Here is a 17648-nt window from a genome sequence, read left to right as displayed (position 1 = left end):
GTGGTGAGGATGCAGACCGTTGTGGATCTCACGCGCTGCCAGGGCTATGCGCAGTGCGTGTTCCTCGCACCGGACATGTTCGAGCTGCACGGCGAGGAGGGACTGCTGTACGCCACGGCCGTCCCGGACGACCAGGTCCAGCGCGTGCGCCAGGCCGCGGCGGCGTGCCCGGTCCAGGCGATCCTTCTCGGTGAAGGGGTGAGCGCCGGTGCCCGGTGATCTGAGCGACGGCCGCATCGTGATCGTCGGGGCGTCACTGGCCGGGCTGCGGGCCGCGGAGACGCTGCGCGAGCAGGGCTTCACCGGCTCACTGACCCTGGTCGGGGACGAGCCCTGGGCGCCTTACGACCGGCCACCGCTGTCCAAGCAGGTACTGCTCGGCAAGGCGCCGGCGCACACCACGGCGCTGCCGATGCGCCGGGACCCGGACGCCGACTGGCGACTGGGAGTGGCCGCCACCGGCGTGGATCCTTTGGAGAAACGGGTGATGCTGGCCGACGGCGAGTCGCTGCCGTACGACCGGCTGCTGATCGCCACCGGGACCCGGGCACGCCCCTGGCCCGACCCGGATGAGGCCTCCCTGGACGGCGTGTTCACCCTGCGCACCAGTGACGAGGCCGGGAAGCTGGCCGAGCGGCTGGACGCCGGGCCGGAGCGGGTGCTGGTGATCGGTGCCGGTTTCACCGGTTCGGAGATCGCCTCCGCCTGCCGGGAGCGGGGCATCGAGGTCACGGTCGCGGAACGGGGCCCCGCGCCCCTGGTGGGCGCGCTCGGCGGCACCCTGGCGCAACTCGCGGCAGCCATGCACCGCAATCACGGCGTGGACCTGCGCACCGGAGTGACGGTCACCGCTCTGCGCGGGGACGGGAACGGCCGGTTCACCGGCGCGGACCTGTCCGACGGCAGTCGTGTCGAGGCGGATGTGTGCGTGGTGGCCTTGGGGGCGGTCCGCAACGTCGAGTGGCTGGCGGAGTCCGGGCTGGCGGCGGGTCCGCGCGGGATCGCCTGCGACGCCGGGTGCCGGGCCTTCAACATGTACGGGATCGTCACCGACGACGTCTTCGTGGCCGGTGACGTCTCCCGGTTCCCGCACCCGCTGTTCGGGTACCAGATGCTCTCCCTCGAGCACTGGGGCAACGCGGTCGAGCAGGCCGAGGTGGCGGCCCACAACATGGTCAGTCCGGGGCCGCTGCGGCGTCCGCACCTCGCCGTCCCGACGTTCTGGTCGACCCAGTTCGGGCTCAACATCAAGTCGGTGGGCGTGCCGACCTACTCCGACCACGTGGTCGTCGCCCAGGGCTCTTTGGAGGCGCGCCGTCTGGCGGTGGTCTACGGCTACCAGGGACGGGTCACCGCCGCGGTCACCGTCGACATGGCCAAGTCGCTCGACTACTACAAGCACCTGATCGAGACGGCCGCTCCGTTCCCACCCCCGCCCGGCGCGGCGGACCGCGCGATCGCGGCCGACGTCACCATTCCGTCCGACGTGCCCGACCCGAGCGTCCTTTCGCACGGCCCCACCGTGGCGCTCACCGGGTACCTGCCCGATCGACGGCTGACGGTGGTGCCTCCCACGCGCTGACCCACGTCCCGCCCGACCACGAGGAGCCATCATGGCCTCCGAGACCTTGCTGGCACGGATCTCCGACTACGCGAACCGCCCCGACCCCTACCCGCTGTACGCGGAACTCCGCGAGGCCGGTCCCGTGGTGTGGCAGGCGGACGGCAGTTGTCTGATCGGCACCTACCACCAGATCGCCGCTCTGCTCCACGACCCCCGGATGAGTGCCGATCCGCGCAGCGGCACCACCCCGTCGCCGTCCGACGAGGGGCCGACGCCGCCGTTCCTGCGGCTCGACGACCCCGAGCACCACAGACTGCGCACCCTGACCATGCGGCCGTTCGGGCCGCCGCACACCCCCGGCCGGGTCGACGCCATGCGCGAGGAGATCACCCACATCACCGACGAACTGGTCGAGGCGCTCCGGGACCGCGAGCAGATCGACGTCGTCGACGACTTCGCCTACCCCCTGCCCATCACCGTCATCTGCCGGCTGATGGGCGTCCCGCGCGAGGACGAGGCACTGTTCCAGGGATGGACCGAAGCGATCGTCGCGTCCGCCGACATCGGACCCGAAGAGGACACCACCGAACGGGACAAGGCGGGTCTGCAGGGCCGGCAGGAGATGGGCCGCTACCTGGTCGGCCTCGCCGAACAGCGCCGCGGCCGTCCCACCGGCGACATGCTCTCCGACTTCGTCAACGAACCGGACCCCGCCCTGCGGCTCACCGTCGAGGAACTGGCGGAAACCACCATCCTGTTGTTCATCGCCGGACACGAGACCACGGTCAACCTGATCACCAACGGCGTCCTCACCCTGATGCGCCGGCCCGACGAGCTGGACCGGCTGCGCCGCGAACCCGACCTGCTGCCGCGCGTGGTGGAGGAACTGCTGCGCTACGAACCCCCGGTCCACATGCGCGAGAGGATCCCCCTCGCCGACATCGACGTCGCCGGCACCACGATCCCCGAGGGCACGTCCGTCGTACTGGCGCTGGCCTCGGGCAGTCGCGACCCCAAGCGGTTCCACGAGCCCGACCGCTTCGACCCCACCCGCCCGGACAACGAGCACTTCGGCTTCGGCAGCGGGATCCATCTCTGCTACGGCGCACCACTCGCCCGCATCGAAGCCGAGACCGCGCTCGGCGCGCTGCTTCCCCACCTCGCCGCGGCCCGCCTGGTCCAGGACCCGCCCCCCTACCGGCAGAACGCCATGCTCCGCGGCCCCCGCCACCTGACCGTCCACCTATGACCGGCGATACGGCGGCTATGCGGTGAGGTGGTCGTGCCGCGCGGGGTTTCCGGTCGCGTAGTGCACGTACTCGCGTTCCAGCCGGAATCCGGCGGTCCAGGCGAGCAGGCGGCTGGGGCGGTTGTCGCGGGAGCAGGACCAGCTCGCGGTGTGGCCGCGGGCGGCGATGTCCGTGCACAGGGCGGTGACGCAGGCGAGGGCGAGGTGTTCGCGTCGGTGCTCGGGGACCGTGAGGCAGGCGATGTCCTCGTGTGTGCTGCTCAGGAGGTAGGCGCAGGCGACGGCGAGGATGCGGTTCTTGTGGAGGGCGGCCCAGCCGAGACCGGAGGCCGCGAGAGCGGTCGGTCCGCCCCATGTGCCGTGGATCCAGGCCGCGTCGGTGCCGAGCCCGGCGAGGGCCGGGGCGTGCTCGGGTGCCAGCCGTCGCACCGTGACGCCCCACGGGAGACGGGGTGTCGAGGAGGGCGGCACGCGCTGTACGTAGACCATGCGCTCCCACGGGGTGACCCGGTCGAAGGTGGTGGCGAGGGCGGGGAGAAAGCGGTCGGGTGCGTCGATCCAGCAGTCGGCCAGCGGCGTGAGGCCGGAGGCGGTGAGGGCATCGGGGTCTCCGCGCAGGAGGGCGTGGTCGGCGCAGCGTACGGCGACGGTGCGTGGGTGCACGGCCCGGTCGGCCCACCATTGCCCGGTCCCGGTGGCCAGGGCGTGCTCGGCGAGGGCGGCGGGTCCGGGCGCTGCGGCGGGGAACCACCGAGAGAGGGCGGGAAGTTGGTGAGGGAGGAGCTGGATCACGGGGGTTGCCTTTCACCGCGTACGGGGCGACCCCGGTGTGTGCTGGGGTCGCCCCGGGGGCTCAGCGCTGACCGGCCTTGCGGCCGTGGTTCGCTCTCTTCTTGCGGCGGGCCCTCTTCTTGCGGGCGCGCTTCGACGTGGGCATCAACTCCGTTGTATGGAAGGGAAGTTCAAGCGGTGCGGCCGACGAGCAGGTCGGCGAGTCTGCTGAGGCGTTTGATCGTGCGGTCCTCGGTGGCGGCCGGGGCCGGGATGACGCGTTCGGCGCGGTCGTAGTAGGCGCCGTTGACGATCTCGACGGCCGGGTCGCAGAGCCGGGCCACGTGTGTGGCGCCTTCGGCGGGCGTGACGCCTTCGTGGGCGTAGAGCGGCATCAGCGCCGTGTCGCAGACGCCGGGGTGGACGGAGACCGCGGTGACGCGCGGGTCGGCGGCGAAGACGGTGAGCGCGAGCTGCGACTGGGCGTAGGCGGCGAGCCGGGAGTAGCGGCGGGCGCGGTTCGGGTCGTTCCACTGGATGTTCGCGGTGCGGTGCAGGGACGACGAGACGTTGACGACTCGGCCGCCGGAGTTGCTGGTGAGCGCGGGTTCCAGCAGGCAGGTCAGGAGGTAGTGGGCGAGGAAGTTGACCTGGAAGGCGATCTCGTTGCCGTCCGTGGTGACGGTGTGCCGCTCGGGCGCCGCGATGCCCGCGTTGTTGACGAGGACGTCGAGGTGCGGGTGCTGGGCGACGACCTGGTTCGCCAGGGATGCGACTTCGTCGAGGTGTGTGAAGTCGGCTGCCGCAGGGCGCAGTCGGGCGGCGTCGATGCCTGCCGTGGCGACCAGACGGTCGGCGGCGGCGCGCGCCTCCTCGGCGGTGCGGCCGTGCAGCAGCACGGTGGCACCGCGTTCGGCGAGCTGCCGGGCGGTCTCCAGGCCGATGCCGGTGGTGGCCCCCGTGACGAGGACGGTACGCGAGGAAAGGGTGGAGTCAGACATGGTCCATCCGAGGTTGCGGGCACGACGGCGGCCTCAGCCACGGGGACGCCGGACCTGTGCGGGTATGAAGGAAGGGGCGCCGGAACGAATCACGGCGCCCCGAGGGCTGCGGACAGCGCGTCGGCGTCAGCGGAGGGCGGACGCGGGCGTTTCCGGGCAGCGAGGCGCACGACGGGTCGCGCCGGGACTCGGCGGCCGGTCGAAGAGAAGCCATGCGCTGTTCACAGGTTCCATGGAAGCCGCCCCGCACGCCCTGGGCAAGAGCAACTCCCCTTCCCATACGTGCTCCTGACGTGCACGGACGTCGGAGAGGACGGCGACCGTTCGGGCTGACAGGGCGTGGTGGCCGCCGGGAGGCCATTCGGATGCCTTCGGGTGAGGAATGCGGCCGAGGGCGCGGGCACATCAAGGCACCGTCAAGGTCACCTGAGAAAACGTCAGGGGATCACCAACGGACGACGCCGGTGACCGAAACCGGTTCCGGACTGAGCGGCACGGGGACACGGACGACCGTCCGTGGCGTGACGTCGGACGGCTCGTGACTGATCTCCGCCGCGGCCCGCCCGTCCGTGAGTACGAGCTCGGGAACGTACCGGCGCACCGGCGCGTCCAGGTCGACCCGTCCCTCCGCGACCAGGCGCATCAGCGCGGTCGCCGTGACGGTCTTCGTGACCGCGCCCAGCACGAACAGCGTGTCCCGGTCGACGGGCAGCGGGTTCCCGACGTTCGTCACGCCGTGGGACCCCCGTCTTCAGCCACGAACCCACTACCGATGTCGTCGTCCGCGTCGTGCCGGCCGAGCCTGTGAGGGATCGCAGGCTCAGCCGGTGCTCGGGCCGCTACAGCAGGCCGTCCGCGAGGGTGCCCAGGGACAGCGCCGGAAGGAAGTTGAGCAGTGCCAGGACGACGGCCGCGGCGGTGGCCAGGACGACGAAGTTGACGCCCTGGGCGCGCAGCGTGCCGACCGTGACGACGCCCGGCTGCTGCTTGGCGAGGCGTCCGGCCAGGGCCAGCACGGCGACCATCGGGAGATACCGCCCTGCCAGCATCGCGCACACCATCAGCAGGTTGTGGAAGTCGGTGGCGCCGTTGAAACCGGCCATCGCGCTACCGTTGCTGTTGGTATTGCTGGTGTACGCGTAGATGAGTTCGGTCAGACCGTGTGCTCCAGGGTTCCCCATGGAGGTCTGGCCGTCGCCGAAGGCGAGCGCGACACCCGTGCACGCGAGGATCACGGTCGGCGGGATCAGCGCGTACACGACCACCCACCGCATCTCCCCGTACCCGATCCGCTTGCGCAGGTACTCGGGCGTGCGGCCGACCATCAGACCGCCGACGAAGACGGCCACCAGGACCACCATGATCAGGCCGTAGAGCCCGCTGCCGGTGCCGCCGGGAGCGATCTCACCGAGCATCATCGCGGACAGCAGCACACCGCCGCCGAGGCCGGAGAAGCTGTCGTACGAGGAGTTGGCCGCGCCGTCCGCGGAACCCGTGGCCCCCACGCCGAAGAGTGTCGAGCCGGGGATGCCGAAGCGGGTCTCGGTGCCCTCGTACGGTCCGCCGACCGCCTGGGTGACCGTGCCGGTGTGGGCGCTCTGCGCGAGCGTGCCCGCGGCGAGGAGCAGGCCGAAGAGGATGCCGACGACCGTGAGCAGGGTCCAGCTCTGCTTCAGGCTGTTGATCATCCGGCCGAACATGCGCACGCAGGCCGTCGGGATGAGCAGCATCAGCACGATCTCGAAGGCGTTGGTCCAGGCGCTCGGGTTCTCGAAGGGGTGGGCGCTGTTGGCGTTGAAGACGCCGCCGCCGTCACCGGTGAACAGCTTGATCGGCTCCCAGGAGCCCACCGGCCCGTCGAGGATCGTCTGCTTGGCACCCGCGACCGTGGTGACGGTGTGTCCGTCGCCGAGGCTCTGGATGACACCGCCCGCCATGAGGATCAGGCCGCCGACGACCGCCATCGGGACCAGGACGCGGAAGATCGTGCGCAGCAGGTCGACCCAGAAGTTGCCGAGGTCGTCCGTGGACCGCCGGACCAGACCCCGGACCAGCGCGAGAGCCACGCAGATACCGACCGCCGCCGACGCGAACGCCTGGACGCCCAGGCCCGCCATGACGGCGAGATGTCCGGTGGCCGACTCACCGGCGTAGTTCTGCCAGCTGGTGTTGGTCGTGAAGGAGACGGCGGTGTGCAGCGCGAGCCGCCACGGCATGCCCTCGTGCCCCGTCGACCAGGGCAGCTTGCCCTGCAGGGTGAACAGGGCGAAGAGCGCCGCGACGCTCATGACGGAGAAGGCGAGCAGGGCGGTGAGGTAGTGCCGCCAGGTCTGCTCCTTGTCCGGGTCGATGCCGCAGACGCGGTAGAGAGCTCTCTCGCCCCGCCAGTGCTTCCCGCCGTCGAGCGCGCGGGCCATGTAGTCGCCGAGCGGGACGTGCAGCCCCACGACCACGGCGAGAACGATCGATGCCTGGATCCAGGCCGCCATGATCAGGCTCCCTGCTTCGGAGACGACGCGGTGGTCGCGGTCGTCGGGTACTTGCGGTCGAGCGCGATGTTCAGCTCGACGACATCGACGCCCGGCTCGCCGAGCACACCGAGCGCACGCCCGGTGGTGTACTTCGCGATCAGTCCCCGTACGTCGGCCACGCTCGCGCCACGCTCATGGGCGACGCGCGGCGCCTGGAGCTTCGCGTACGCCGGGCTGATGTGCGGGTCGAGGCCGCTGCCGCTCGCGGTGACCGCGTCGGCGGGGACGACCGGGTCCGCCGGGGCGTCGCCACGCACAGGGACGGTCACGGCGTGGCTGTAGTCCGCGCCGGGCTTCGCGCACAAGACGCGAACTCCCTTGTACGTGGCGAGGAACGGCTGCGCGGGACAGGCCTGGTCGAGGCTGACCACCTTGGTGACACGACCGCTCGTGCCGCCCTCGTGGAAGACGCCGAGGACCGCGCCGACGCCGTCGTCCGTGCAGTACGGGCGCGAACCGTCGACGCCTTCGAGGTCGCCGACCGCCTTGCTGCGCCCGCACACCAGGGTGAGCAGGCTCGGCTTGTCCAAGGCGTCGACGACGGACTCGGGGCCCTGGTTGCCGGCCCCCGACGCCGCGGCGTCGTATCCCGTACCGGCGTTGGAGGGCCGGGACTGGAAGTACTTCTTGACGGGGTTGCCCTTGGCGTCGGTGAAGGACTGGCCGATGAGCGGGGATCCGGCCGGTGCGCCGTCGGCGCCGGTGACCTCCGGCCTGCCGTCGAGTCCGGGGACCTGGGCCGCCGCCACCATGGCCAGCGGATAGGCCAGGCCGGTCAGCAGAGTCAGGACGAGGACCACCCGGAGCGCTGCGATGTGCTGGGCGAGCCAGTGCGGGAAGCGTGCCATGGTCAGATCCCCGGGATGAACTGGACGAGGGCGAAGTCGATGAACTTGATGGCCAGGAACGGGGCGATCACGCCGCCGAGTCCGTAGATCCACAGGTTGCGGGTGAGCAGGGCCGAGGCTGAGGAAGGCCGGTAGCGGACACCGCGCAGGGCGAGCGGGATCAGCGCCACGATGACCACCGCGTTGAAGACGACCGCGGAGAGGATCGCGGACAGCGGCGAGTGCAGAGCCATGATGTTGAGCCGGTCGAGCCCCGGGTACACGGCGGCGAACATCGCCGGCAGGATCGCGAAGTACTTGGCGATGTCGTTGGCGATCGAGAAGGTCGTGAGCGCGCCCCGGGTGATGAGGAGTTGCTTGCCGATCTCGACGATCTCGATGATCTTCGTGGGGTCCGAGTCGAGGTCGACCATGTTGCCGGCCTCCTTGGCGGCCGACGTACCCGTGTTCATCGCGACGCCCACGTCCGCCTGTGCGAGCGCCGGTGCGTCGTTCGTGCCGTCGCCCGTCATCGCGATGAGGTGACCGCCGGCCTGCTCCCGCTTGATCAGCTCCAGCTTGTCCTCGGGCGTGGCCTCGGCCAGGAAGCCGTCGACGCCCGCCTCCTCGGCGATCGCCTTGGCGGTCACCGGGTTGTCGCCGGTGATCATCACCGTACGGATGCCCATCCGGCGCAGCTCGTCGAAGCGTTCACGCAGACCCGGCTTGACGACGTCCTTGAGGTGGACGACACCGAGTACCTCGGCCCGGCCGCCGTGCGTGGACTGCGCCACGGCCAGCGGCGTACCGCCCGAGGCGGAGACCTGCTGGACGATCGCCTCCAGCGCGAGCGGAACCTCGCCGCCCTGCTCGCGCACCCAGGCCGCGACCGATGCCGCCGCGCCCTTGCGCAGCCGTTGCCCGCTGGGAAGGTCGACTCCCGACATGCGGGTGGCGGCGGTGAACGGCACCCACTCGGCGCCGTTCGCGACCCGCTCGGTCAACTCGTGTCTCTCGTAGGCGAACTCGACGATGGAACGGCCCTCGGGCGTCTCGTCGGCCAAGCTGGAAAGGAGCGCGGCCCGCGCCAGCCGCTCCATGGGGGCCGCCCCGACCGGGAGGAACGCGCTCGCCCGCCGGTTGCCGAAGGTGATCGTGCCGGTCTTGTCGAGCAGCAGGGTGTTGACGTCACCGGCCGCCTCGACCGCCCTGCCGGACATGGCGAGGACATTGCGCTGCACCAGCCGGTCCATGCCCGCGATGCCGATCGCCGAGAGCAGCGCGCCGATCGTGGTCGGGATCAGACAGACGAGCAGCGAGACCAGCACGATGGCGGTGACACCGTTCGAGGTCAGGGCCGCGGTGTCGTGCGCGGCGGCCATCGCGTCCTTGGAGAAGATCGCCATCGGCTGCAGGGTCACGACCGCGACCAGGAAGACGAAGGTCAGCATGACCAGCAGCAGGTTCAGCGCCAGCTCGTTGGGGGTCTTCTGCCGGTCGGCGCCCTCGACCAGGGCGATCATCCGGTCGAGGAAGCTCTCCCCGGGCTGCTGGGTGATCCGGACGACGAGGTGGTCGGAGAGCACCCGAGTGCCGCCGGTGACCGCGCTGCGGTCGCCGCCCGACTCGCGGATGACCGGCGCGGACTCACCGGTGATCGCCGACTCGTCGACGCTCGCCGCGCCCTGGATGACGTCGCCGTCGCCGGGGATCAGCTCCCCGGCCGGTACGGACACGATGTCGCCGCGCCTCAACTCGGACGCGGCGACGGCCTCTTCGAGACAGGCGTCCTGAGGCGCCCCGGACTCCCAGCCCGCGAGCCGCCAGGCGGTGGTCTGCTGCCGGGTCCTGCGCAGCGAGTCGGCCTGTGCCTTGCCGCGGCTCTCGGCCACGGCCTCGGCGAGGTTGGCGAAGACCACCGTCAGCCACAGCCAGCCGGTGATCAGCCACCCGAAGAGGCTGGGGTGGACCACCGCGATACCCGTGGTCAGCGCGGCACCGACCTCGGTCACGAACATGACCGGGTTACGGAGCAGGGTGACCGGATTCAGCTTGCGCAGCGCCTGGGGGAGCGCGCGCCACAGCTGCGTCGGATCGAGCATTCCGGCGCCGACCCGGCGCGGTTGTTCCGGGCTCGGCGGAGGGGAGTCCGGTACGGGCGCGGGCCGGGTCCGGACGGGAGCGGACATCAGAACTTCTCCGGCTTGATCAGGGCGACGATCAGGTAGGCGAGCAGTGAGACGGCCACGATCAGGCCGACGGCGTTTTCGACGGTCATCGAGACCTCGTCCTCACACATAGAGGTATGCGAATAGGGAGCATTTGCTGATCTTTCGGACTACGGGTGCTGCGCAAGGGGCAGCCCTCCGCCGCGCGGGAGCCCGGCGGAGGTCCGGGGAAGGAACCCGGCGCTACAGTCCGACGTCCCGGCGGCTCATGTCGTCCAGCGATTCACGTCGTACGAGCACGCGCGCGATGCCGTCGCGGACCGCGACCACGGGTGGGCGGCCGACGAGGTTGTAGCCGGAGGCCATGGACAGGTGGTAGGCGCCGGCTGCCGGGACGGCGAGGAGGTCGCCGGGGTGTACGTCGCCGGGGAGGGCGACCTCGTCCGCGAGGATGTCGCCGGCTTCGCAGTGCCGGCCGACGACGGTGACGAGGCGGGGCGGTGCGGAGGAGGGGCGGCCGATGAGCCGGGGTGCGTAGCGCACTCCGTACAGCGCGGGCCTGGGGTTGTCGCTCATGCCGCCGTCGACGGCGACGAAGGTGTGGGAGCCGGTGCGCTTGACGGCCAGTACCCGGTAGACGGCGACGCCGGCGGGGCCGACGACGGCCCGGCCGGGCTCCAGGGTGAGCCGGGGCACGGGCAGCCCGGCGCGGGCGCAGCCGTCCTCCAGTTCGGCGCGGACCCGTCCGGCCAGGACGGAGATGTTCAGGCTTTCTTCGCCGGGGCGGTAGGCGATGGCGTGGCCGCCGCCGATGTTCAGCTGGGGGAGGGTGATGCCGTGCTGGTCGCGGATGCGGGCGAGCAGTCCGGTCATGCGTCGCACGGCGGCGACGTACGGTTTCACGGTGGCGACCTGCGAGCCGATGTGGCAGTGCAGGCCGACGAGTTCGAGGTGCGGCTGGTCGAGTATCCGGGTGACGGCATGCTGTGCGGAGCCGTCGGTGAGGGAGAGGCCGAACTTCTGGTCGTCGGTGCCGGTGCGTACCTTGGCGTGTCCGCCGGCGACGATGCCGGGGACCACGCGCACCATGACGGGCTGGCGGGTGCCGGGGGGTGTGAGCGCGGCGAGCCGGGCGATCTCGGAGGTGCTGTCCACGACGATGCGACCGACACCGAGGCGCAGCGCGGTACTCAGGTCCTCGGGGCTCTTGGCGTTGCCGTGCAGCACGATCTTCTCGGGCGGGAAGCCGGTGGTGACGGCCAGCGCGAGTTCTCCGGCGGAGCAGACGTCCAGACCGAGGCCTTCTTCCTGGACCCAGTGGGCCATGGCCCGGCACAGGAACGCCTTGGCGGCGTAGACGATGTCGGCGTCGGGGAACGCGGTGCGGTAGGCGCGGCAGCGCTCGCGGACCTCCTGTTCGTCGAGGACGTAGAGCGGGGTGCCGAAGCGGTCGGCGGCCTCGGCGAGGGAGACACCGCCGACGCAGACGTCCCCGTGGGGTTCGGGGCGGGCGGAGCGGGGCCACACGGAGAGGCCTTCGGCGTCGCGTGCGTCGACGTGGGCTGCTCCTTCGCCGGGGCTGTCGGCCCCGGGTGCCCGGTGCGGTTCCTGAACAGGCTTGTCCTGAACGGGCATTTCCTGAACGGGCCGTTCCTGCACGTGCGTTTCCTGGACGGGCAGTTCCTGAATGGACATGGCGCCTCCTCAGCCGATCAGCAGGTTCAGGCACGCGACGACGGCGGCGGCGCCGGTCACCCGCAGGGCGCCGACGTGCTGGGGATGCCAGCGGCGCCAGGAGTTCTCGCGTTCACGGGCCGTGGCCGCGGTGCGGTCGGCGGAGGGGGCGGAGAACTGCGGGTCGACGGTGAGGGCGGTGACGCCCAGGGGCGCGGCGAGGGCGCGCAGTGCGGGTTCGGAGAGCCGGATGCAGGCCTGGTCCGTGCCGAGAGTGGCGGTGAGCTTGGCCGCCGAGGTGAAGCCGACGGCCGTACGGCCGCCCAGCGGGGTGCGGAAGAACCGGGCCGTACAGCCCGCGGGCCCCGACCGGACAGGAACGAAGAGAAGTCCGGCCGGGAAGCGTTCGGAAGGCTCCGGGTCCTCGGAATGCTCGACTGGAGACATGGTTGCTGCTCCTCGAAGAAGGCGACGTGCGCCGCCCGGTCGGATCGGCCGGGCGCTTCGATGAAGCTATGCCCGCCCCGCCGGGTACGGGGCCCCTCACTGATGGATGCTTGACGCGCTGCCCCCGACCCATAACGCGACGCTGATGGGCAGGAGGATGCCTGGTCAGCGGGCGCCTGAGGGATCGCGCCGGCGGACATGCCGACCGGAACGCAGCGTCTCGACCAGCGCGCGCCCCGGCAGATCGAGCGCCGGCGGGCCAAGCCACCGCAACGACGCGCCGCCTCTTGGCCTTGCTCAGCGCTGACGCCGCTCAGAGCCAGCCGTTGCGTCGGAAGGCCCGGTAGATCACGGCGCAGATGACGATGATGCCGAGGATCACCAGGGGGTAGCCGAAGGGCCAGTGGAGTTCGGGCATGTGGTCGAAGTTCATGCCGTAGACGCCGACGATGCCGATGGGTACGGCGATGAGGGCGCCGATGGCGCTGATGCGGCGCATGTCGGAGTTCTGCTGGACGCCGGTCTGCGCGAGGGTGAGGGCGAGAGCGGTGTCGGTCACCTCGCAGAGTGTCGTGATGCGTTCGACGGCCTGGGTGAGGTGGTCGCTGACGTCGCGGAGGTACGTGGCGACGTCCTTGTCCACCCCGGGCAGCCGGCCTCCGGCGAGCTCCCGCATCGGCCCCGCGAGTGGGGCCACCGCGCGCCGGAGCTGCAGGAGCTCGCGTCTGAGCTGGTAGACGCGGCGGATGTCGTGGGCCTGCTGGGGCGCGAACGTGGAGCCCTCCGCTTCGTCCACGTCCGTCTCGACGGCGGTGACGACCTCGAGGTACTGGTCGACGACGGTGTCGGCGATGGCGTGCAGGACGGCGGCGGGACCGTGCGCGAGCAGTTCGGGACGGCTTTCCAGGGCACGGCGGACGCCCGTGAGCCGGCGGGAGGGGCCGTGTCGTACGACGACGATGAAGCCCTCGCCCATGAAGACCATGATCTCGCCGGTGTCGACGATCTCGCTGGTGGCCGTGAGGTGTTCGTGCTCGAGGTAGACGGCGGTCCTCATGACGAGGAAGAGGGTGTCCTCGTAGCGTTCCAGCTTGGGGCGCTGGTGGGCCTCGAGGGCGTCCTCGACGGCCAGGGGGTGCAGGCCGAAGGCGCGCGCGACGGTCTGGAGCTGGTCCTCGGTGGGTTCGTGCAGGCCGATCCAGACGAAGCTGTCCGGGGTGGCGTGGCAGGCCGTCATCGCCTGGTGGAGGGGGAGGAGGCCCGGTCGGCGCTTGCCGTGTTCGTACAGGGCGCAGTCGACCACGGAGTCCGGGTTCGACCGCGGCGGTGGAGGTGCCGGTGGTGTACTGCCGGCCGTCATGGTGTCTCCTCCCGACGGGTGCGGCCTGGTGCGCGTAGGGCCCGTTGCCATGTTTCCACGAGGACGCGAGTCACGTCGGGGGCGCGGCCGGTGCCGACCGGGCGGTCGTCACCCGGGGAGGCTGCGGGCAGTCGGCGTGCGCTGGGGGAGGCCGACGCATCGCCCGAGGCCGCGGCCGTCGCGCAGGGCCGGCCCGCACGCACCCGGCGGGCGGCCGCGCCACTGCTCCAGACGGTTGATGTCGGCCAGGACACCCCCACGGTCAACCCGGCGCGGCGCGGCAACCGGCTGACCCATTGGGCGGCAATCCCGCGTCGCGCGCGTACCCCCCGCGTCCCAGCCGTCAGAATCACCGATCGGTGAGGGGGAATCCGGCACATCCCAGGAGGCGAACGGCGTGGAGCTCTCTCGGCGCGATCTCATGAAGGGGGCCGCCGCGGGCGGGCTCCTCCTCGGATTTCCCGGGCTCACCGTGCAGTACGAGGCCATGGCGTCACCATCGTCGAGACCTCTGGCCGAAGCCGTCGCGCAGGCCTGCGCCCGCCTCGCCGACCAGGGCTGGCGGACGCTCCTGCGTACGGTCACCCGCGGGGTCCTGGACATCGGCGCCCGCGACCTGGCTGCCGAGCTGGCCAAGCCGATCCCCGCACTCGACCGCACGGTGCCCGGCTTCGGGGACTTCGCACCGTCCCTGCCGGCCCGCGGTATCGAGCCGGGCAACCCGGCGCGGAGCCTCCTCTATCACGCCTTCGCCGCGGCGGCCGTGCTCACCGACGGCCGCGGGCGCGCCCTCGGCGCGTTCCCCACCCTCGCCGAGACCGAAGCCGTCGAGAACTACGTCTACGGGGTGCACCCGCCCACCCTCGACCGGCTCCGGGGGATCGCCGGCGACAACCGCCTCGGCGTCGTCGTCTTCGCCCTCGACTACCGCGACGCGACCGGCTCCGTGCACGGCCGCCACGCCGACCTCTGCTTCTCCCGCACCGGCATCACCCGCATGGGTACCACCGGCCCCCGCTACGACGCCCGCGGCCGCCAGTTCGCCCCCCTCGACCCGAAGCGGCCGTTCGTCTTCCACACGGTGCCGCAGCGCTTCGCCCCGTACCTCGCCATGCAGGTGACCGGTGCCGACAGCCGGCGCTTCGGGCCCCGGAACGTCGTGTCGGGCGACGACGAGCGGACCTTCTGGGTACCGCTGCACAAGCTGTTCCCCGGCCGGGAGTGCGTCGCGGGCCTGGACCTGTCCCTCTCCCTCGACTCCCGCATGGTCAACGAGAAACTCAAGCGGATGCACCTCTTCCTGCGGGAGCAGGGCTATCCGACCGAGTGGACCGGCAAGGATCTGGACGCCTTCCCCTTCACCATCCGCGACGACAAGATCGCCGCACTGCTCCCGGCGCAGCAGGCCCACGGCTCGGGCGTCCTCGCCCCGCAGCCGCACGTCTTCGCCGACCGGGCCCGGTTCGCGGGCAAGTGGCTGACCTTCAACGTCTCCTCCGACCTGGTCCAGGACCCGGGCATCCTGTACTTCTCCTCCGTCCAGCTCATCCCGGGCGCGGTCGAGACGGAGCCGACGTACGCGCAGGGCGCCGTCCCCGACAACGACCGGCGCTCCCCCGAGTACGTCAACATCCGCCACCGCCTGCACGACGACGGCCGGTTGGAGGACCTCAACCTCAACCCGGACATGGAGACGATCATCCACGAGGGCGGTTACCGGGCCCAGCACTGGATCGACTTCGCCGGCGACGGCTTCGTCTCCGTCCAGTGCCCGCAACTCGCGGCGGAGATCGACACCTTCAAGCCCGCCTTCTGCAGCGTCGCGCCCCCCGACTTCTTCCCCTGCGTCAACCAGCACGACCTGGCCGTGTGGTGGCGCACCTCGGTGCCCCAGGAGACCCGGGACGCCCTGTGGACCCTGCCGCCGCGGCCGCTCTCGGAGTTCCGCTTCGCCGGCGACATCACCCTGCCCAAGGGCTTCGACATCTACGACGACACCCTCACCGCGGTGGTCGGGCAGCCCGCGCCCGGCGACCCGGTGGCCCGCCCCCTGCCCGACGACGCCCGCGGCCGGTACTCGGGCCTCCCCGACGCGGCGGCCGGGGTGACCGACCCCGGCTGGGAGGTGAGCCAGGGACTGGTCTACAACGAGCCCGGGGCCCCGCTCCAGCGCTTCATGCAGGCGTACAGCCTCGGCACGCCGTTCCTGGAGGACGCCAAGCTCTGCGCCGCACTGGGCAGTTACTGGCCCGCCGTGGCACCGGACGCGACGCGGACCTTCACCCCGCTCAAGCACGCATCCGGTTTCCCCTACCCGTGGCCGACGATCGTGCCGCTGACCGATGCCGAGATCGGCATGGAGGAGGTCAGGGGACTGGGCCGGCTGCCGTGGGACGGGATCAGGGGACCCGAGGTCCGGGCCGTCGGCGGCCGGGCGGTGGTCGCGTATCAGGACATCGACCGGGCCGACTACATCACCACCCAGGACCGGCTCACCGCGTATCTCACCGCGCGTGTGGACCTCGCCGAGACCAAGGCACGCGTGCTGGCCATGTCGGCGGTCTACTGGAGCCTCGGCATCCACGACCCGGAGTTCGTGACCCGCTTCGGGGACCGGGCGGTGATCGAGATCCTGAAGGCCAAGTCGGCATGGGCGGTCCTGTCGTTCACCGCGGTGGAGGCGGGCGACCCGGGACTCGCGGAGGCCGGACGGTCCGCCGGGGGCCGCCTGGCCGGACCGCGGCGGTACCGGTTCCGGGTCTACCGGCCCGGGGCCGAGAGCCGCGATCCCGGCAGCATCCAGAAGGTGCTGGTGGAGATCGCCGAGGACGTCGCGGCCTACACCGACGGCCGTACGGTACTGCTGCGAAGGGACGGAGGCCCGTGGAGGCGCGACACTTCCGTACCGACGCCGACGTCCTGATCGCCGGGGCCGGGCCCGCCGGATGCGCGGCGGCGATCGTCTGCGCGTCCGCCGGGCTGCGGACCGTGCTCGCCGAGCGCCTGGCCGCACCCGTGGCCCGCCCGGGCGAGGCCCTGCACCCGGGCGCCGAGACCCTGCTGGCCCGGCTGCTGCCCGGCGGATTCGCGGACGCCGTCGGAGCCCGGCACGAGGGGATCACGGTCGGGTGGGGCACGGAGCCCCGGTTCCAGCCGTTCGGGCGGGACGAGAGCGGGCCCTGGCACGGCTTCCAGGTGGACCGCCGACGGCTGGACGCGCTGCTGATGGACCGGGCCCGGGAGGCGGGCGCGGAGGTCCGCCTCGGCTGCCGGGTACGGGAACCGGTGGTGGAGGGCGGCGCGGTGACCGGGGTCCGGCTGGCCGGGACGGCCGCGCCGCTGCGCACCCGTACCGTCATCGACGCGACGGGCCGCGCCCGCTGGCTGAGCCGCGCCCTCGGCCTGATGGCCCCGCCGCGCTCGCCACAACTGCTGATCCGGTACGGCTACGCGACCGGGTCCTGCCCGCAGCGGGACGCGGCTCCGGCGATCGCCGCGGACCGCTCCGGCTGGACGTGGACCGCGCGGGTGGGCCGCGGCCGGTACCAGTGGATGCGGCTGGACTTCGTACCGGAGCAGGGGCGGCCGCGCGGCGGGCCCCCGGAGGAGTTCGCGGGCCTTGTGCCCGAGGGTCCGGCCCGGTCCGCGGACGTCAGCTGGCGGCTGTGCCCGAGGGCCGCCGGGCCGGGCTGGTTCGTGACCGGGGACGCGGGCGCCCTGCTGGACCCCGCCTCGTCGCACGGGGTGCTGCGGGCCCTCCTGTCGGGCTGGACGGCGGGCTCGCTGGCTTCGGGGGTCGCGGGCCACGTCCTGAAGGAGGGTGAGGCGGCCGGGATGTACGGGCGCTGGCTGCGGGAGGGAGCGGAACGCGACATGGCCGAACTGGCCGCCCGCTACGCCGAGCTCGGCGCCCACGGGTTCGGCTGACGCGCGCACGGCGCGGTGGGCGCGGCGATCCGCCCACCGGGTCCGGGAACCCGGGCAGGCGCCGACGTCGATCCGTTCGGCTGCTCCGCCTGGCAGGGCGTCACCACGCACAGAAGGATGCTGCTGACA

16 protein-coding genes are annotated in these 17648 nt (G+C 71.8%); 5 read left to right on the top strand and 11 right to left on the bottom strand.

All coding sequences use genetic code 11. The features are described from left to right. The first annotated feature begins 9 nt into the window (after positions 1-9). The 3 genes from ACZ69M_RS35360 to ACZ69M_RS35350 are packed head-to-tail and all read left to right on the top strand — an operon-like array spanning position 10 to position 2813. Positions 10-219 carry a ferredoxin gene (locus tag ACZ69M_RS35360; RefSeq protein WP_470056428.1) on the top strand — a complete coding sequence of 70 codons (210 nt, stop codon included), beginning with the start codon at positions 10-12 and terminating at the stop codon, positions 217-219. Next, on the top strand, positions 209-1582 hold the full coding sequence (locus ACZ69M_RS35355; protein ID WP_470056426.1) for an NAD(P)/FAD-dependent oxidoreductase: 1374 nt from the start codon (positions 209-211) through the stop codon (positions 1580-1582). Before ACZ69M_RS35360 ends, ACZ69M_RS35355 begins: the two co-directional genes overlap by 11 nt. Positions 1583-1613: 31 nt before the next feature. Further along, positions 1614-2813 carry a cytochrome P450 gene (locus ACZ69M_RS35350; protein WP_470056424.1) on the top strand — a complete coding sequence of 400 codons (1200 nt, stop codon included), beginning with the start codon at positions 1614-1616 and terminating at the stop codon, positions 2811-2813. Between the two features lie 15 nt (positions 2814-2828). Here ACZ69M_RS35350 and ACZ69M_RS35345 read toward each other — a convergent pair whose 3' ends face one another. From ACZ69M_RS35345 to ACZ69M_RS35295, 11 genes are all read right to left on the bottom strand, one after another. Continuing rightward, positions 2829-3605, bottom strand: coding sequence for a GNAT family N-acetyltransferase (locus ACZ69M_RS35345; RefSeq protein WP_470056422.1), 777 nt, complete (start codon positions 3603-3605; stop codon positions 2829-2831). Between the two features lie 61 nt (positions 3606-3666). Then, positions 3667-3750, bottom strand: a complete 84-nt coding sequence (locus ACZ69M_RS35340) for a 50S ribosomal protein bL37 (RefSeq protein WP_470056662.1) — start codon at positions 3748-3750, stop codon at positions 3667-3669. Between the two features lie 25 nt (positions 3751-3775). Then, positions 3776-4585, bottom strand: coding sequence for an SDR family NAD(P)-dependent oxidoreductase (locus ACZ69M_RS35335; RefSeq protein ID WP_470056420.1), 810 nt, complete (start codon positions 4583-4585; stop codon positions 3776-3778). A gap of 445 nt (positions 4586-5030) precedes the next feature. Then, positions 5031-5318, bottom strand: coding sequence for a serine hydrolase (locus ACZ69M_RS35330; protein ID WP_470056418.1), 288 nt, complete (start codon positions 5316-5318; stop codon positions 5031-5033). A gap of 106 nt (positions 5319-5424) precedes the next feature. Then, positions 5425-7074 carry a potassium-transporting ATPase subunit KdpA gene (gene kdpA, locus ACZ69M_RS35325; RefSeq protein ID WP_470056416.1) on the bottom strand — a complete coding sequence of 550 codons (1650 nt, stop codon included), beginning with the start codon at positions 7072-7074 and terminating at the stop codon, positions 5425-5427. Positions 7075-7076: 2 nt separating this feature from the next. Beyond that, the gene (locus ACZ69M_RS35320; protein ID WP_470056414.1) at positions 7077-7964 is read right to left on the bottom strand and encodes a potassium-transporting ATPase subunit C; all 888 of its coding nucleotides are present in this window, start codon (positions 7962-7964) and stop codon (positions 7077-7079) included. A 2-nt stretch (positions 7965-7966) separates the two neighbouring features. Next, the gene (kdpB, locus tag ACZ69M_RS35315; protein WP_470056412.1) at positions 7967-10132 is read right to left on the bottom strand and encodes a potassium-transporting ATPase subunit KdpB; all 2166 of its coding nucleotides are present in this window, start codon (positions 10130-10132) and stop codon (positions 7967-7969) included. Then, a complete protein-coding gene (kdpF, locus tag ACZ69M_RS35310) occupies positions 10132-10221 on the bottom strand; it encodes a K(+)-transporting ATPase subunit F (RefSeq protein WP_470056410.1) in 90 nt (29 codons plus the stop codon). The genes kdpB and kdpF overlap by 1 nt, the downstream gene beginning before the upstream one ends. Before the next feature lie 133 nt (positions 10222-10354). Continuing rightward, a complete protein-coding gene (lysA, locus tag ACZ69M_RS35305) occupies positions 10355-11746 on the bottom strand; it encodes a diaminopimelate decarboxylase (RefSeq protein WP_470056660.1) in 1392 nt (463 codons plus the stop codon). Between the two features lie 69 nt (positions 11747-11815). Then, on the bottom strand, positions 11816-12232 hold the full coding sequence (locus ACZ69M_RS35300; RefSeq protein WP_470056408.1) for an SAV_915 family protein: 417 nt from the start codon (positions 12230-12232) through the stop codon (positions 11816-11818). Positions 12233-12545: 313 nt separating this feature from the next. Next, the gene (locus ACZ69M_RS35295; protein ID WP_470056406.1) at positions 12546-13592 is read right to left on the bottom strand and encodes a magnesium and cobalt transport protein CorA; all 1047 of its coding nucleotides are present in this window, start codon (positions 13590-13592) and stop codon (positions 12546-12548) included. A 397-nt stretch (positions 13593-13989) separates the two neighbouring features. On the opposite strand from ACZ69M_RS35295, the gene ACZ69M_RS35290 reads away from it, so the two are divergent. Further along, a complete protein-coding gene (locus ACZ69M_RS35290) occupies positions 13990-16515 on the top strand; it encodes a twin-arginine translocation signal domain-containing protein (protein WP_470056404.1) in 2526 nt (841 codons plus the stop codon). Continuing rightward, complete coding sequence (locus ACZ69M_RS35285) at positions 16476-17519, top strand: NAD(P)/FAD-dependent oxidoreductase (RefSeq protein ID WP_470056402.1); 1044 nt, start codon at positions 16476-16478, stop codon at positions 17517-17519. The genes ACZ69M_RS35290 and ACZ69M_RS35285 overlap by 40 nt, the downstream gene beginning before the upstream one ends. Positions 17520-17648 lie beyond the last annotated feature (129 nt).

The organism is Streptomyces sp. NPDC107454 (assembly GCF_055582885.1).
Note: the sequence above shows the minus strand (reverse complement) of the source record. Positions and strands in the feature narration are given on the sequence as shown.

Bases quoted from the DNA above. Each gene is read 5' to 3' on its own strand.
- ACZ69M_RS35360 (WP_470056428.1), top strand. From the start codon at position 10: ATGCAGACCGTTGTGGATCTCACGCGCTGCCAGGGCTATGCGCAGTGC.
- ACZ69M_RS35350 (WP_470056424.1), top strand. From the start codon at position 1,614: ATGGCCTCCGAGACCTTGCTGGCACGGATCTCCGACTACGCGAACCGC.
- ACZ69M_RS35340 (WP_470056662.1), bottom strand. From the start codon at position 3,750: ATGCCCACGTCGAAGCGCGCCCGCAAGAAGAGGGCCCGCCGCAAGAAG.
- ACZ69M_RS35335 (WP_470056420.1), bottom strand. From the start codon at position 4,585: ATGTCTGACTCCACCCTTTCCTCGCGTACCGTCCTCGTCACGGGGGCC.
- kdpA (WP_470056416.1), bottom strand. From the start codon at position 7,074: ATGGCGGCCTGGATCCAGGCATCGATCGTTCTCGCCGTGGTCGTGGGG.
- ACZ69M_RS35320 (WP_470056414.1), bottom strand. From the start codon at position 7,964: ATGGCACGCTTCCCGCACTGGCTCGCCCAGCACATCGCAGCGCTCCGG.
- kdpB (WP_470056412.1), bottom strand. From the start codon at position 10,132: ATGTCCGCTCCCGTCCGGACCCGGCCCGCGCCCGTACCGGACTCCCCT.
- kdpF (WP_470056410.1), bottom strand. From the start codon at position 10,221: ATGACCGTCGAAAACGCCGTCGGCCTGATCGTGGCCGTCTCACTGCTC.
- lysA (WP_470056660.1), bottom strand. From the start codon at position 11,746: ATGCCCGTTCAGGACAAGCCTGTTCAGGAACCGCACCGGGCACCCGGG.
- ACZ69M_RS35300 (WP_470056408.1), bottom strand. From the start codon at position 12,232: ATGTCTCCAGTCGAGCATTCCGAGGACCCGGAGCCTTCCGAACGCTTC.
- ACZ69M_RS35295 (WP_470056406.1), bottom strand. From the start codon at position 13,592: ATGACGGCCGGCAGTACACCACCGGCACCTCCACCGCCGCGGTCGAAC.